Raw genomic sequence first — 15,635 nt, 5'->3', positions numbered from 1 at the left:
TCACTCCATCGGCATCACCAGCGGGTCGGGATACTGGTACTCAAACCCAAGTTCATTGCAAATTCGGTTGCCGTCAATGACTTTACCTTTACCGTTATCCACACCGTCCCGGAATTCCGGCGGCTCCAGCCCCAGCAAACGCGCCATCTGGGGATAGAACACATTACGCGCCGGATGCATAGGCGCACATATATTATAGATGTGTCCTCCTTTCGGTGCCTGGAGCAGCAAAGCGATCGCCGACACCACATCGTCCAGATGCACCAGATTGACGCCATGCTGTCCATCCGGTGCCGTTTTACCGGCGAAAAAACGCCCTGGGTGTCTGCCCGGACCAACCAACCCGGCGAGGCGCACAATGTCTACCGAGGTCCCCGGCAGGTTATGCAGCCAGTCCTCAAGTTCTTTCAGCACACGACCGCTTGCCGTCACCGGATTACGCGGCGAGCCTTCTTTCACGGCTCCCTGTACGTCACCATACACCGACGTCGAGCTGGTAAAAATAATCCGTGGAATGCGGTATGCCAGCGCACTGTCGACCAGCTCCTGCATCGCCTGCAGATAAAAATCTTCACCCGGACCGCTACGGCGGGCGGGCAGCGTGATGACCAGCGCATCGACATCCATCAGCGCATCGAGATCGTCTGACGCGCACACCAGCTCAGGTTCAAGGCGCAGCGAATAGCTTTCGATACCGCTCATACGGGCCGCTTCCACCCCATCCAGCGTGGTTTTGCTGCCGGTGACCTGCCAGCCTCGCGCCGCCAGCGACATGGCTAACGGCATGCCTAACCAACCTAACCCGACAATTGCGACCTTTTTCATGCCTTTTCTCCTGACTTTGAGCCTATTACCCAAGGCTACGACAGCTTACGGTGGCTGACAATTCATAGTATCAATATGAAATGAATTAATGATCAAAAAAAGCCCTTGCTTTCGGTGACTAAAGTGGTTTAGGTTAAAAGACATCAAATGAATAAACATTCATCGAGAATATTTTATGACACGCGCTCAATTTAAACACCATCATCACCATCATCCTGACTAGTCTTTCAGGCGATGTGTGCTGGGAGACATTTAACTCTTCCAGTGGTGCATGAGCGCATGAGAAAGCCCCCGGAAGAATTCTTCCGGGGGCTTTTTTTTGGTGCGTGACCCAAACCGATTCAGACAGGATAACGAGGACAAGAGAATGTTAGACAATACCCGTTTACGCATAGCTATGCAGAAATCAGGCCGCTTAAGCGATGATTCACGCGAATTACTGGCCCGCTGTGGCATTAAAATTAATCTTCACACCCAGCGCCTGATTGCGATGGCAGAGAACATGCCGATTGATATTCTCCGCGTGCGTGATGACGATATTCCGGGTCTGGTGATGGACGGCGTGGTTGACCTCGGCATCATTGGTGAAAACGTTCTGGAAGAAGAGTTGCTCAACCGCCGGGCGCAGGGCGAAGATCCGCGCTACTTTACGCTGCGTCGTCTCGACTTCGGTGGCTGTCGCCTCTCGTTAGCCACCCCGGCTGACGAAGCCTGGGACGGCCCGGCTTCGCTGAACGGTAAACGTGTTGCCACTTCCTACCCGCACCTGCTGAAACGTTATCTCGATCAGAAAGGCGTCACGTTTAAATCCTGCCTGCTAAACGGCTCGGTGGAAGTTGCCCCGCGTGCGGGCCTGGCCGATGCGATTTGCGATCTGGTCTCAACCGGCGCCACGCTGGAAGCCAACGGCCTGCGTGAAGTCGAGGTGATTTACCGCTCCAAAGCCTGCCTGATCCAGCGCGACGGCGAGATGGCAGAAGCCAAGCAGCAGCTGATCGATAAATTGCTGACCCGTATTCAGGGCGTTATCCAGGCCCGCGAATCCAAGTACATCATGATGCACGCCCCAACCGAACGTCTGGACGAAGTCATCGCCCTGCTGCCAGGCGCAGAGCGTCCAACTATTCTGCCGCTGGCGGGCGATCAGCAGCGCGTAGCCATGCACATGGTCAGCAGCGAAACCCTGTTCTGGGAAACCATGGAAAAACTGAAAGCACTCGGTGCCAGTTCGATTCTGGTGCTGCCAATTGAGAAGATGATGGAGTGATCTGATGCCTGATGGCGCTTCGCTTATCAGGCCTACAAGAATTGTCACAATCATTGATATTACGGGTCTTGTAGGCCGGATAAGGCAGCGCCGCCATCCGGCAACACCCGATAATGGAGTAACGACCATGAGCTTCAATACCCTGATTGACTGGAATACCTGCAGCACAGAGCAGCAACGCGAATTGCTGATGCGCCCGGCAATCTCTGCCTCGGACAGCATCACCCGTACCGTCAGCGACATTCTGGATAACGTCAAATCACGCGGTGATGCGGCGCTGCGCGAATACAGCGCCAAATTTGATAAAACCACCGTCAGCGCGCTGAAAGTCAGTGCCGAAGAGATTTCCGCCGCCAGCGCGCGTCTGAGTGATAACCTCAAGCAGGCGATGGCGGTCGCGGTGAAAAACATTGAAACTTTTCACAACGCGCAAAAACTGCCCGCGGTAGATATTGAAACGCAGCCCGGCGTGCGCTGCCAGCAGGTGACCCGTCCGGTCAGCTCCGTCGGTTTGTATATTCCGGGAGGGTCGGCCCCGCTCTTCTCGACGGTATTGATGCTTGCCACACCTGCCCGTATTGCTGGTTGCCAACGCGTGGTGCTGTGTTCGCCACCGCCCATCGCCGACGAAATTCTGTATGCGGCACAGCTGTGCGGTGTGCAGGAAGTGTTTAACGTCGGTGGTGCCCAGGCTATTGCCGCTCTGGCCTTCGGTAGCGAATCGGTACCCAAAGTCGACAAAATATTTGGCCCCGGTAATGCATGGGTAACGGAGGCCAAGCGCCAGGTAAGCCAGCGTCTGGACGGTGCGGCCATTGATATGCCGGCCGGGCCTTCCGAAGTGCTGGTGATTGCCGACAGCGGCGCGACCCCGGATTTCGTCGCCTCTGATTTACTCTCACAAGCCGAGCACGGCCCGGATTCTCAGGTGATCCTGCTGACGCCAGATGCCGGGATAGCCCGCCGCGTGGCTGACGCCGTTGAACGCCAGCTTGCTGAACTACCACGTGCGGAAACAGCGCGTCAGGCGCTCTGCGCCAGCCGTCTTATTGTGACCCGGGATCTGGCGCAGTGCATCGCCATTTCTAATCAATACGGCCCAGAGCACCTGATCATTCAGACCCGTAACGCCCGTGAACTGGTTGATGACATTACCAGCGCCGGCTCCGTGTTTCTCGGTGACTGGTCACCGGAATCCGCCGGTGATTATGCCTCAGGCACAAACCACGTGCTACCGACCTACGGCTACACCGCGACCTGTTCAAGCCTTGGGCTGGCAGACTTCCAAAAGCGGATGACCGTCCAGGAACTGTCGCCACAAGGTTTCTCAGCCCTCGCCTCAACCATCGAAACGCTGGCCGCCGCGGAGCGACTGACCGCCCACAAAAATGCCGTCACCCTGCGTGTTAACGCCCTCAAGGAGCAAGCATGAGCACTGACAACATTCTTAGCGTCACCGATTTAGCCCGTAAAAATGTCCGCGAACTGACGCCCTATCAGTCTGCCCGTCGTCTGGGCGGTAATGGTGACGTCTGGCTGAATGCCAACGAGTTTCCGACGGCCGTTGAGTTTCAGCTCAGCCAGCAAACGCTTAACCGTTACCCGGAATGTCAGCCAAAAGCGGTGATTGAGAATTATGCACAGTACGCGGGCGTTAAACCGGAGCAGGTGTTGGTTAGCCGGGGGGCAGATGAAGGTATCGAACTGTTGGTCCGCGCGTTTTGTGAACCCGGCCAGGATGCCATTCTTTACTGCCCGCCGACCTACGGCATGTACAGCGTCAGCGCTGAGACCATCGGCGTTGAATGCCGCACCGTGCCTACGCTTGCCGACTGGCAGCTCGATCTCCAGGGCATTGCCGACAAGCTTAATGGCGTGAAGGTGGTTTACGTTTGCAGCCCTAACAATCCGACCGGCCAGTTGATTAACCCACAAGATCTACGCTCGCTACTTGAAATGACCCAAGGTAAAGCCATTGTGGTCGCCGATGAAGCGTACATTGAGTTCTGTCCGCAGGCGACGCTGGCCGGCTGGTTAACGGAATATCCACACCTGGTGGTTCTGCGTACCCTTTCCAAGGCGTTTGCGCTGGCAGGGTTGCGCTGCGGATTTACGCTGGCCAATGAAGAGGTTATTAACCTGCTGTTGAAAGTGATCGCCCCCTACCCGCTGTCGACGCCGGTAGCCGATATCGCCGCCCAGGCGCTGACATCACAAGGCATTGCCGCCATGCGTGAACGCGTAGCGCAGATCCTGCTAGAACGTCAGTATCTGGTGGATGCGCTGAAAACCATTCCGTGCGTGGAGCAGGTTTTCACCTCTGAAACCAACTATATTCTGGCCCGCTTTACCGCTTCCAGTTCTGTGTTTAAATCTTTGTGGGATCAGGGCATTATCTTACGAGACCAGAACAAACAACCTTCATTAAGCGGCTGCCTGCGGATCACCGTCGGCACCCGTGAAGAAAGCCAGCGCGTCATTGACGCTTTACGTGCGGAGCAAGTATGAGCCAGAAGTATCTTTTTATTGACCGTGATGGAACCCTGATTTCAGAACCGCCAAGTGACTTTCAGGTTGATCGCTTTGACAAACTGGCCTTTGAGCCAGAGGTTGTCCCTGCACTGCTCAAGCTGCAAAAAGCCGGTTATAAGCTGGTGATGATCACCAACCAGGATGGACTGGGAACGCAAAGCTTCCCGCAGGCTGAGTTTGACGGGCCGCATAACCTGATGATGCAGATTTTCACCTCGCAGGGCGTGGTGTTTGATGAGGTGCTGATCTGCCCGCACCTGCCAGCAGACGAATGCGACTGCCGTAAGCCAAAAGTGAAGCTGGTCGAACAGTATCTGGCTGAACAGGCGCTGGATACCGCGAACAGCTACGTGATTGGCGACCGCGCAACCGACATTCAGCTGGCTGAAAACATGGGAATCGGTGGGTTACGCTACCACCGTGACACCCTGAACTGGTCGATGATTAGCGAACAGTTGACCAAACGCGACCGCTACGCCCACGTTGAGCGTAATACCAAAGAAACGCAGATTGACGTCAAAGTGTGGCTGGACCGCGAGGGTCGCAGCAAAATTAATACCGGCGTCGGCTTCTTTGACCACATGCTGGATCAAATCTCGACCCACGGCGGTTTTCGCATGGAAATCACCGTCAAGGGCGACTTGTATATTGACGATCACCACACCGTAGAAGATACCGGTCTGGCGCTGGGCGAAGCGTTAAAACTGGCGTTGGGTGACAAGCGTGGCATCAACCGCTTCGGGTTTGTGCTGCCAATGGACGAATGCCTGGCCCGCTGCGCGCTGGATATCTCCGGACGTCCGCACCTGGAATACCGGGCTGAATTCACCTATCAGCGCGTTGGCGATCTGAGCACCGAAATGATCGAGCACTTTTTCCGTTCGCTCTCTTACACCATGGGCGTGACGCTGCACCTCAAGACCAAGGGCAAGAACGATCATCACCGTGTGGAAAGCCTGTTCAAAGCCTTTGGCCGTACGCTGCGCCAGGCGATTCGCGTGGAAGGCGATACTCTCCCCTCCTCAAAAGGAGTGCTGTGATGAACGTGGTGATCCTCGACACCGGCTGCGCCAACCTCAACTCGGTGAAATCCGCGGTGGCGCGTCACGGTTATGATCCGATCGTCAGCCGCGATGCCGATGTGGTACTGCGCGCCGATAAGCTCTTTCTGCCTGGCGTCGGTACCGCACAGGCGGCGATGGAACAGCTGCATGAGCGTGATCTGATTGAGCTGATCAAAGCCTGTACCCAACCGGTACTGGGGATTTGTTTAGGCATGCAACTGCTTGGCCGGCGTAGTGAAGAGAGCAATGGCATCGATCTGCTGGGCATTATTGAGCAGGACGTTCCCAAAATGACCGACTTTGGCCTGCCGCTGCCGCATATGGGCTGGAACCGGGTGTATCCGCAGGCGGGAAATCGCCTGTTCCGCGGCATTGACGACGGCGCGTATTTTTATTTTGTTCACAGCTACGCAATGCCGGTCAATCCCTCGACCATTGCCCAGTGCCATTACGGTGAACCGTTCACCGCCGCGGTACAAAAAGACAATTTCTTCGGCGTACAGTTTCACCCTGAGCGCTCGGGTGCCGCTGGGGCGCTGTTGCTGAAAAATTTTCTGGAGATGTGATGATTATTCCGGCATTAGATTTAATCGACGGCACAGTTGTGCGTCTCCACCAGGGCGATTACGCCACCCAGCGTGATTACGGCAACGATCCCCTGCCGCGTTTGCAGGATTACGCCGCACAGGGTGCAGAGGTTCTGCACCTGGTAGATTTAACCGGCGCGAAAGATCCACTCAAGCGTCAGATCCCGCTGATTAAAACGCTGGTCGCCGGCGTCAACGTGCCAGTGCAAGTTGGCGGCGGCGTGCGCACGGAAGAAGACGTTGCAGCCCTGCTGGCGGCCGGTGTGGCTCGCGTAGTAGTTGGCTCGACGGCGGTAAAATCTCCGGAAGTTGTGAAAGGCTGGTTCGAGCGTTTCGGTGCGGATGCGCTGGTGCTGGCGCTGGATGTGCGTATTGATGAAAAAGGTAACAAGCAGGTCGCGGTCAGCGGCTGGCAGGAAGACTCCGGCGTTTCGCTGGAAGAACTGGTGGAAACCTACCTGCCCGTTGGCCTGAAGCATGTGCTGTGCACCGATATCTCCCGCGACGGCACGCTGGCAGGCTCTAACGTATCGCTATATGAAGAAGTCTGCGCTAAATATCCGCAGGTGGCCTTTCAGTCATCCGGCGGTATTGGTGATATCGACGACGTTGCCGCCCTGCGCGGAACCGGCGTGCGCGGCGTGATCGTCGGACGCGCGCTGCTGGAAGGAAAATTCACCGTTGAGGAGGCCATCCAATGCTGGCAAAACGCATAATTCCGTGTCTGGACGTTCGCGATGGTCAGGTAGTGAAAGGCGTCCAGTTTCGTAATCACGAGGTCATCGGCGACATCGTCCCGCTGGCGAAACGCTATGCCGACGAGGGCGCAGATGAGCTGGTGTTCTACGATATCACCGCCTCCAGCGATGGACGTGTAGTCGATAAGAGCTGGGTATCGCGCGTAGCAGAAGTGATCGACATCCCGTTCTGCGTGGCGGGCGGGATTAAGTCAGTGGACGATGCCGCGAAAATACTGACCTTCGGCGCTGATAAAATTTCAGTCAACTCCCCGGCGCTGGCTGACCCGTCGCTGATTACCCGCCTGGCCGAACGCTTTGGCGTGCAGTGCATCGTGGTTGGGATCGATACCTGGCATGACGCCGAAACCGGGAAGTATCACGTTAATCAATACACCGGCGATGAAAGCCGTACCCGCGTCACCCAGTGGGAAACCCTCGACTGGGTTCAAGAGGTGCAAAAACTCGGCGCAGGCGAAATCGTCCTCAATATGATGAACCAGGACGGCGTGCGTAACGGCTACGATCTCGAACAGCTGAAAAAAGTACGGGAGGTATGCCACGTTCCGCTGATCGCCTCCGGCGGCGCAGGAACCATGGAACACTTCCTTGCTGCCTTCCAGGATGCGGATGTCGATGGCGCGCTCGCCGCTTCAGTGTTCCACAAGCAGATTATTAATATTGGTGAATTAAAAACGTACCTGGCAACGCAGGGCGTGGAGATCAGGATATGTTAACGAAGCAACAATACCGCGAACTGGACTGGGAAAAAACCGACGGACTGATGCCGGTTGTTGTACAGCATGCGGTCTCCGGCGAAGTATTAATGCTGGGTTATATGAACCTTGATGCACTGGACAAAACCCTTGAAAGCGGCAAAGTGACCTTTTTCTCGCGCACCAAACAGCGCCTGTGGACCAAGGGCGAAACTTCCGGCAACTTCCTCAATGTGGTCAGCATTACGCCCGATTGCGATAACGACACCCTGCTGGTGCTGGTGAACCCGATTGGGCCTACCTGCCATAAAGGGACCAGCAGCTGTTTTGGCGAGGCCAGCCACCAGTGGCTGTTCCTGTATCAACTTGAACAGCTACTTGCTGAGCGTAAAACGGCGGACCCGGAGAGTTCCTACACCGCGAAACTGTACGCCAGCGGCACCAAACGCATCGCTCAGAAGGTCGGTGAAGAAGGCGTGGAGACCGCGCTGGCCGCAACGGTACATGACCGTTTCGAACTGACCAATGAAGCATCCGACCTGATGTACCACCTGCTGGTACTGCTGCAGGATCAGGATCTCGATCTAACGACGGTGATTAAGAATTTACGCAAACGCCATCAATAATAGACTGATACCGGCGTCATGCCGGTATCTTTATTGCGCAGAACCTTTAATCGTTACCAAATAAATCTCGGGTATAGACCTTATCCGCAACATCTATCAGCTCCTCCGCCATCCGGTTAGAAATAATGACGTCGGCCTCATATTTAAATCTATCTAAATCGCGCTCTACCCTTGAATGGAAAAAGCTTTCCTCTGCCAGCACAGGCTCATAAATTATAACCGGAATACCCTTGGCTTTAATTCGTTTCATAATCCCCTGGATAGACGATGCTCTAAAATTATCCGATCCGCTTTTCATAATCAGGCGATAGATACCGACAACTTTAGGTTTTCGGGAAAGAATAGCATCAGCAATAAAGTCTTTTCGTGTACGATTTGCATCGACGATTGCCGAAATAATATTATTTGGTACAGACTGATAATTAGCGAGTAACTGCTTAGTATCTTTTGGCAGGCAATATCCGCCATATCCGAATGACGGATTGTTATAATGATTGCCTATGCGTGGATCCAGACATACGCCTTCAATGATTTGGCGCGCATTGAGACCTAAACTCTCTGCATAACTATCAAGTTCATTAAAATAGGCAACCCGCATCGCCAGATAGGTGTTTGCAAAGAGTTTGATGGCTTCCGCTTCAGTAGAGTCCGTAAACAGGACCGAGACATCCTGCTTTATCGCCCCTTCTTGTAACAACGCAGCAAATTGCTCTGCACGTGCGGACCGTTCACCAATGACAATACGCGATGGATGTAAATTGTCATATAGCGCCTTTCCTTCACGCAGGAACTCAGGAGAGAATATAATATTCTGCGAGTTAAATTTCTGACGCATGCTCTGAGTAAAGCCAACGGGCACGGTAGATTTAATAACCATTGTTGCACTGGGGTTTATTTCAATAACATCTTTAATTACAGATTCAACGCTGGACGTATTGAAATAATTTGTTTCAGGATCATAATCTGTCGGCGTTGCGATAATGACAAAATCTGCATCCTGATAAGCATAGGACTTATCTAACGTAGCTTTAAAATCAATACCGTTTGACTGTAGATACTGTTCAATTTCTTTATCGACTATCGGAGACATCCGATTATTTAGCATCTCGACACGTGAAGCGACAATGTCCAGAGCAATGACCTGATGATGTTGGGCGATAAGAAGACCATTTGACAGGCCAACATATCCGGTACCAGAAATGGTAATTTTCATTTCATGCTCTCAGTATTAACTTAATATTTAATCATGATGTCGTACATCCTGATAAGAGAATAATGTTTTAACGTTTTGATGAATATTGTGTCAACGAAGGTTAAAACAATTCAGATTTTCTTTATCAGGGTACGCCAGAAATATTAAGTAAAGATTAAGCAATCAACGTAAATCAATCAGATTTAAGATAAAAAAAAGCCCGGTTAGAGAACCGGGCCAGTGACTATCAGAAGACTTATTCCATCCATTCGGTATGGAAAACACCTTCTTTATCAGTACGTTTGTAGGTATGCGCACCGAAGTAATCACGCTGGGCCTGGATTAGGTTAGCGGGCAATACTTCTGCACGATAACTGTCGTAATAAGCGACAGCAGCAGAGAATGTCGGTACCGGGATACCATTCTGCACGGCATACGCTACGACATCACGCAGTGCCTGTTGGTATTCATCGGCAATGTTCTTGAAGTATGGGTCGAGCAGCAGGTTCGCGATACCAGGATTTTTAGCGTAGGCATCGGTGATTTTCTGCAGGAATTGCGCGCGAATAATACAACCCGCACGGAAGATTTTTGCAATCTCGCCGTAATTCAGATCCCAGTTATGCTCGTCGGATGCGGCACGCAGTTGTGAGAAGCCCTGAGCGTAAGACACAATTTTACCCAGATACAATGCACGGCGCACTTTCTCAATAAATTCTGCCTTATCACCCGCAAGCTGAGCTTTAGGTCCAGACAGGACTTTAGAGGCCGCAACACGCTGATCTTTCAGCGAAGAGATGTAACGTGCAAACACAGATTCAGTGATCAGCGACAGTGGTTCACCAAGATCCAGAGAGCTTTGGCTGGTCCATTTACCGGTACCTTTGTTCGCCGCTTCATCCAGAATGAAATCCACCAAATATTTACCATCTTCATCTTTTTTGGTGAAGATATCTTTGGTGATGTCGATCAAATAGCTGCTCAGCTCACCGTTATTCCACTCGGTAAAGGTGGTGGCCAGTTCTTCGTTGCTCAGGTTCAAACCACCTTTCAACAGTGAGTAGGCTTCAGCAATCAGCTGCATGTCACCGTATTCGATACCGTTGTGAACCATCTTCACGTAGTGACCCGCACCGTCGGCACCGATATACGTAACACACGGCTCACCATCTTCAGCAACCGCGGCGATTTTGGTCAGGATTGGCGCTACCAGTTCATAAGCTTCTTTCTGTCCACCCGGCATGATGGAAGGGCCTTTCAGGGCGCCTTCTTCGCCACCGGAAACACCAGTACCAATGAAATTGAAACCTTCTGCAGACAGTTCACGATTGCGGCGAATAGTGTCCTGGAAGAACGTATTACCGCCATCAATGATGATGTCACCTTTATCCAGATAAGGTTTCAGGGAGTCGATAGCAGCATCAGTTCCCGCGCCCGCTTTCACCATCAACAGGATCCGACGAGGCGTTTCAAGGGATTCAACAAACTCTTTTACCGTATAGTAAGGAACCAGTTTTTTCCCCGGATTCTCGGCGATAACCTCTTCCGTTTTTTCACGTGAGCGGTTGAAAACGGACACGGTGTAACCACGGCTTTCGATGTTGAGCGCCAGGTTGCGTCCCATCACAGCCATACCAACGACGCCGATTTGTTGCTTAGACATTATGTACTCCTGTCAGATTTGATTGCACATCAACCCAAGAGATGAGGTCAATGTTACCAATATCATTTTAACTTACAACTTTACTGCTGTGTAATATACAGATAACTTCTATGGTAGATTAAATCTGTATAAATATTCTATAGACTATATAAATCAGCGCCAGACTCTCGTTTACCAACCAGTATGATAAGCAATATAACTCCGTAAATACCATACAAAATTTTTCGATAAAATGTTTCTGTTTCGATATGCACCAAAATGAGTAGCTTTCAAATCTGGATAATATATTATCTTATACCCATATTTTCTTGCCCGACGGCATATGTCAACATCCTCAAAATACATGAAGTATTTTTCATCAAAACCACCTAACTCCTCATAAACAGATGCTTTAAAGAGTAAAAAAGATCCAGCAGCCCAATCAACAAAAACCTCACAATCAATAGACTCCTTATGATATTCATCAGGATTCCTCCCTAATAAAAAAGTAATCGCAGGAGTGAATACACCGGGAAACCTTCTAATAGAACCTTCTGTATTTTTCAATTCTAAATCTTTAAATAAGTTAATGGTTGCAATACCTATATTTCTATTAACTACCCGATCTAGTAATTGATGAATAATATGAATATCAATAATAACATCTGGGTTAAGAGTTAAGAAATAGTCATCAGGCTGCATTCCTAAATTACTTTTACAATACTCAAAAGCAATATTATTGTTATCACCAAAGCCACGAGAATACTCATCATCAATGATATGAATGTTATTTTCTTTCTCTAACGAACGGAGAAGATCTGTGCATTTGGTATTACATTTAACAACAACCTCATAATTAGAACTTAACGAAGGCAAGACATTGTTCTCGACAATCATCTGATCATTATTATGACTTACCGTCGAAACAAACAAGCGCACCATCTTTATTAAAACCTCGTTATCACATCGTCAAAATTTTTATTTGAGCAATAAATAAAATACTCGTTTAATGAGTTTTATCTTCTCAAACTCATACTCACACTTATAGAGAGGGGTAGCATTAAAGGCACTGGCATGATTAACTACTTTAAGTAACTGATCCATTTGACGCAAATAATGTTTTGTTTTTTTTATTTGCTGGAAGATACTCATTACATACCCAACATAACTCTTAGATTCCTTAGCACCAACTTGATTACCACCATGTTGTCTGTAGTAAAGTAATGGCTTATCAATGTAACTTACTACCCCAAAGTATTTTGCCAAGATAGCAAGCCACCAATCATGCATACTAATAGATTCAACTTCAATACAAGTCAATGATTTCAAAAGTAAATCGCGAAGCTCAGCATTAATGGCAGATGAGGCTCCTTGTACACAATTTTCAAGCAAAATAGAATCGTCAAGTAAAATGTCAATATTCAAACTGGCAGAATTAATAAAACTATCACTCAATACCCTGAGCTTCTCATCAGTTATATATGAATCCGAAAAAACGAGCGCAGGAACAGTATTATTTATACTAGTAAATGAATCAGCAAATATAACAGCCTTATCTTTTGTCCATACATCATCCTGATCAGAAAAGAAAAGATATTCAGAGGTTGAATATTTAGCACCATGAAAAAAATTATTCGCTATCCCATTGCATGGCCCTTTAATTATTTGAAAATTTGTATATTCGTGAGTATTAAAACATGACACGCAACGAAAGAGCGTTGAATCTGTAGACTCATCATCTGAAATAATTATCTTTTGCGGTTTAATTTCTTGCTCTAAAATACTTTCAATTTGGCTTTCAATGTATTTTTCTCCATTGTAAGTGCAAATTAAAACATCATACTCAAAATTATCAAGAAAACATCTATTTTTCATCGTATTCAAATTGTCATATTGAGTTTAAATAAAGATATCCTGAATCGTCTCCGCCCATTAATAAAATAAGAACACACCTTAACCTTCTTGCCATGGCAATATAAAACACGAGGTTTCGCGTTAAATAAATATATGAATCTATCGAGAAGACTAAAATCGACTACCATTTCTTGAAGCGTATTTTTAACACCGGTTTTTCTATTACCATCAGCTAACTTATAAGCAGCTTTAACTTTCGATTGCCATAGAAATAAACTTTGATGTTTACTAAAAGCTTCGAAAGAAGAGTAAATAAGATGTTCTTTGTATTTAGCATCATCAAGTAATTTATGAGTTTTATCAATTAACTCTTTAGGCGTTGCACAATAAGATTCTGTTTGATATGTATAATCAAGATGCCCAGTTACGCAGCATAAAGATAGTGTAGCCTTGCCTGACTCAACAACATCACTCAATGCCGTTCCGCCGCTCATAGGGAAGCTATCAATAATAATATCACTATTATTAATACACCGCCTGTACTTATCTCCAATTAGTTTGCCATGCATTTTCACTCTATCACCGTACTGACTTATCAAGTTTAACCACTCAGGATAATCAGATGGAGTTGGTCCTACAATATTAAAAACCACATCATCACGGGACTTAAGAATAGCGGTCATGTAATCAAATAATGAGAATTCTCCTGGTATGTCTAAAAATTTATGTGGCATTCCAATACTTGTAATTACTTTGACTTTTTTATATTTTCGTACTTCTAGCCCATTACGGACATTTAAATTATTATTATTTGGAATTCCAAGCACAATGTTTTCAGAAATCCCTCGATAATTTTTAGAGAAAATCATACCCCATGAACGAGTCTCACAGATGAGATGTGAGATGTTTGCCCCAATCCAAAACAAATGATCGGCATGGTTATATAATATGACTGTCCTTTTAAACTGCTCAGAACCAAACGCCAGAAGAGGAATGATATCATCCATATGAGTATGAAGAATAACTCGTTCATACTTCATAGCAATACGTCTCAAATGTAAAGCATTGCCAACATCAAAGAAATGCTTCTCACCTGTATATACCTCACCTCTAGTCTCTTTTACGCAACGAAAAAAAACATCATTGACTTTATTCATTTTCATGCGAGTAAAATAAATCGAATGCTTCTCACCTGGAGCATGATAGTTAATCCACCTTTCAACTACCTTTGAATGCCCACCAACACCGTAACATTCACTCACAACGTGTAAAATAGATTTTTCTTCATAGGACTGAGGAAGTTCAACATTAAATTTATTAGCAACCGAAATAAAAAAATTTTCAATTTCTGATGATCCGTAAATCCCAACGCTTCCTCTTACAGCCAGTTTAATAGCCCTTTTATATAGAATAAATTTCTTTAAAAAAAAACTAGTTGACCGAGCCCGGTCAGTTAAACTCATAAAATGGGCTCGGTCTTCCTCTAGAAATACGGCAAGTTTATCCTTTATATTCATTTATTAGGCCAACAACTTTCTCAACCTCTAGCATAGTCATTACAGGACTAATAGGCAATGAAACCACTTCAGCGTGAATTTTTTCTGTTATTGGAAACGCTAAATGATTCCATTCTCTATAAGCTACCTGCTTATGTGGAGGTATTGGATAATGGATAAGTGTTTCTACACCATGCTCTTTAAGATATGTAATGAAATTTTCGCGATTAGCAACACGAACAGCAAAAATGTGCCAAACATGAGCAAGGCGCTCTGCAACATTAGGCAATATAACTTGAGTATTATTAATATTATTCAGATAGAATTCAGCAATCTTACGACGATACTCATTATCCACATCAATATAAGGCAATTTAACATTTAAAACTGCAGCCTGTACTTCATCTAATCGCGAATTAACACCCTTATAAATATTGTGATACTTGATTTCAGATCCATAGTTTGCTATTGCTTTAATCTTTTTATATAACTCCAAATCATTTGTCGTAATACCTCCAGCATCACCTAAAGCTCCAAGATTTTTACCAGGATAGAATGAAAATGCTCCGGCATCACCCAAATTACCGATCCGCCGATTCTGATACAAACCGCCGTGAGCTTGGGCACAATCTTCGATTATTTTTAAATTATACTTTTCTGCCAATTGCCAAACTTTTTCCATCTGCACAGATTGTCCATATAAATGAACCACCAAAATAGCTTTTGTTTTTTCTGTGATATGTTGCTCTATCAAATCCACATCAATGTTGTAAGTATTGATGTTAGGTTCAACTAATACTGGAGTACAACCGTTTTCAGAAATTGCTAAAATCGAGGCAATATAGGTGTTTGCAGGAACAATAATCTCATCGCCTTTACTGAAATCATATGCCCTAATGATCAAATTTATTGCATCAAGCCCGTTGGCAACACCTACGAAATATTTTACCCCGCAAAATTCGGCGAAGTTCTTGGCAAACTCATTATTTTTTTGGCCAAGTAAATACCAGCCACTGTCCAGAACTTCGCTGATAGCAGCATTTATATCAACACCGTATTTATCATTAATTTTTTTCAAATCTAAAAACTTAATCATT

16 protein-coding genes and 1 other annotated feature are annotated in these 15,635 nt (G+C 47.6%); of the genes, 9 read left to right on the top strand and 7 right to left on the bottom strand.

Annotated elements, in window-relative coordinates:
- A complete protein-coding gene (locus FDW98_RS05005; protein WP_096756625.1) occupies positions 1 to 825 on the bottom strand; it encodes an SDR family oxidoreductase in 825 nt (274 codons plus the stop codon).
- Between the two features lie 175 nt (positions 826 to 1,000).
- Between FDW98_RS05005 and hisL the strand changes: the two genes are divergently transcribed.
- The 9 genes from hisL to hisIE all read left to right on the top strand — a co-directional run bounded on the left by hisL (position 1,001) and on the right by hisIE (position 8,354).
- Positions 1,001 to 1,048, top strand: a complete 48-nt coding sequence (gene hisL / locus FDW98_RS05000; protein ID WP_100250077.1) for a his operon leader peptide — start codon at positions 1,001 to 1,003, stop codon at positions 1,046 to 1,048.
- Positions 1,024 to 1,146 (top strand) — a sequence feature (His leader region). Its footprint overlaps the gene before it by 25 nt.
- Positions 1,147 to 1,192: 46 nt before the next feature.
- Positions 1,193 to 2,092, top strand: coding sequence for an ATP phosphoribosyltransferase (gene hisG / locus FDW98_RS04995; protein WP_096756624.1), 900 nt, complete (start codon positions 1,193 to 1,195; stop codon positions 2,090 to 2,092).
- Between the two features lie 127 nt (positions 2,093 to 2,219).
- The gene (gene hisD / locus FDW98_RS04990) at positions 2,220 to 3,524 is read left to right on the top strand and encodes a histidinol dehydrogenase (protein WP_096756623.1); all 1,305 of its coding nucleotides are present in this window, start codon (positions 2,220 to 2,222) and stop codon (positions 3,522 to 3,524) included.
- Positions 3,521 to 4,600, top strand: coding sequence for a histidinol-phosphate transaminase (gene hisC, locus FDW98_RS04985; RefSeq protein ID WP_096756622.1), 1,080 nt, complete (start codon positions 3,521 to 3,523; stop codon positions 4,598 to 4,600). The genes hisD and hisC overlap by 4 nt, the downstream gene beginning before the upstream one ends.
- Positions 4,597 to 5,664, top strand: a complete 1,068-nt coding sequence (gene hisB / locus FDW98_RS04980; RefSeq protein ID WP_096756621.1) for a bifunctional histidinol-phosphatase/imidazoleglycerol-phosphate dehydratase HisB — start codon at positions 4,597 to 4,599, stop codon at positions 5,662 to 5,664. The genes hisC and hisB overlap by 4 nt, the downstream gene beginning before the upstream one ends.
- Positions 5,664 to 6,254 carry an imidazole glycerol phosphate synthase subunit HisH gene (hisH, locus tag FDW98_RS04975; protein ID WP_096756620.1) on the top strand — a complete coding sequence of 197 codons (591 nt, stop codon included), beginning with the start codon at positions 5,664 to 5,666 and terminating at the stop codon, positions 6,252 to 6,254. Before hisB ends, hisH begins: the two co-directional genes overlap by 1 nt.
- Positions 6,254 to 6,991, top strand: a complete 738-nt coding sequence (hisA, locus tag FDW98_RS04970; protein WP_096756619.1) for a 1-(5-phosphoribosyl)-5-[(5-phosphoribosylamino)methylideneamino]imidazole-4-carboxamide isomerase — start codon at positions 6,254 to 6,256, stop codon at positions 6,989 to 6,991. The genes hisH and hisA overlap by 1 nt, the downstream gene beginning before the upstream one ends.
- Positions 6,973 to 7,749: an imidazole glycerol phosphate synthase subunit HisF gene (hisF, locus tag FDW98_RS04965; protein WP_096756618.1), complete on the top strand. Its 777-nt coding sequence runs from the start codon at positions 6,973 to 6,975 to the stop codon at positions 7,747 to 7,749. The genes hisA and hisF overlap by 19 nt, the downstream gene beginning before the upstream one ends.
- Positions 7,743 to 8,354, top strand: coding sequence for a bifunctional phosphoribosyl-AMP cyclohydrolase/phosphoribosyl-ATP diphosphatase HisIE (gene hisIE / locus FDW98_RS04960; RefSeq protein WP_137398748.1), 612 nt, complete (start codon positions 7,743 to 7,745; stop codon positions 8,352 to 8,354). Before hisF ends, hisIE begins: the two co-directional genes overlap by 7 nt.
- A 46-nt stretch (positions 8,355 to 8,400) precedes the next feature.
- On the opposite strand, the gene ugd is transcribed toward hisIE, so the two are convergent.
- From ugd to FDW98_RS04930, 6 genes are all read right to left on the bottom strand, one after another.
- Positions 8,401 to 9,567, bottom strand: a complete 1,167-nt coding sequence (gene ugd / locus FDW98_RS04955; RefSeq protein ID WP_096756616.1) for a UDP-glucose 6-dehydrogenase — start codon at positions 9,565 to 9,567, stop codon at positions 8,401 to 8,403.
- 235 nt (positions 9,568 to 9,802) lie between these two features.
- Positions 9,803 to 11,209, bottom strand: coding sequence for an NADP-dependent phosphogluconate dehydrogenase (gene gndA, locus FDW98_RS04950; protein WP_096756615.1), 1,407 nt, complete (start codon positions 11,207 to 11,209; stop codon positions 9,803 to 9,805).
- Between the two features lie 171 nt (positions 11,210 to 11,380).
- Complete coding sequence (locus tag FDW98_RS04945) at positions 11,381 to 12,130, bottom strand: glycosyltransferase (protein WP_096756614.1); 750 nt, start codon at positions 12,128 to 12,130, stop codon at positions 11,381 to 11,383.
- Positions 12,131 to 12,166: 36 nt separating this feature from the next.
- A complete protein-coding gene (locus FDW98_RS04940) occupies positions 12,167 to 13,063 on the bottom strand; it encodes a glycosyltransferase family 2 protein (RefSeq protein WP_226794672.1) in 897 nt (298 codons plus the stop codon).
- A 5-nt stretch (positions 13,064 to 13,068) separates the two neighbouring features.
- A complete protein-coding gene (locus tag FDW98_RS04935; protein WP_096756612.1) occupies positions 13,069 to 14,559 on the bottom strand; it encodes a glycosyltransferase in 1,491 nt (496 codons plus the stop codon).
- Positions 14,543 to 15,634, bottom strand: a complete 1,092-nt coding sequence (locus FDW98_RS04930) for a DegT/DnrJ/EryC1/StrS aminotransferase family protein (RefSeq protein ID WP_096756611.1) — start codon at positions 15,632 to 15,634, stop codon at positions 14,543 to 14,545. The genes FDW98_RS04935 and FDW98_RS04930 overlap by 17 nt, the downstream gene beginning before the upstream one ends.
- Position 15,635 lies beyond the last annotated feature (1 nt).

Origin of the sequence: Citrobacter sp. wls711, from assembly GCF_005281055.1 — a bacterium.
Taxonomy (GTDB): Bacteria; Pseudomonadota; Gammaproteobacteria; order Enterobacterales; family Enterobacteriaceae; genus Citrobacter; species Citrobacter gillenii.
The sequence above is the reverse complement of the archived record's forward strand: the minus strand, read 5'-3'. Positions and strand labels throughout refer to the sequence as shown.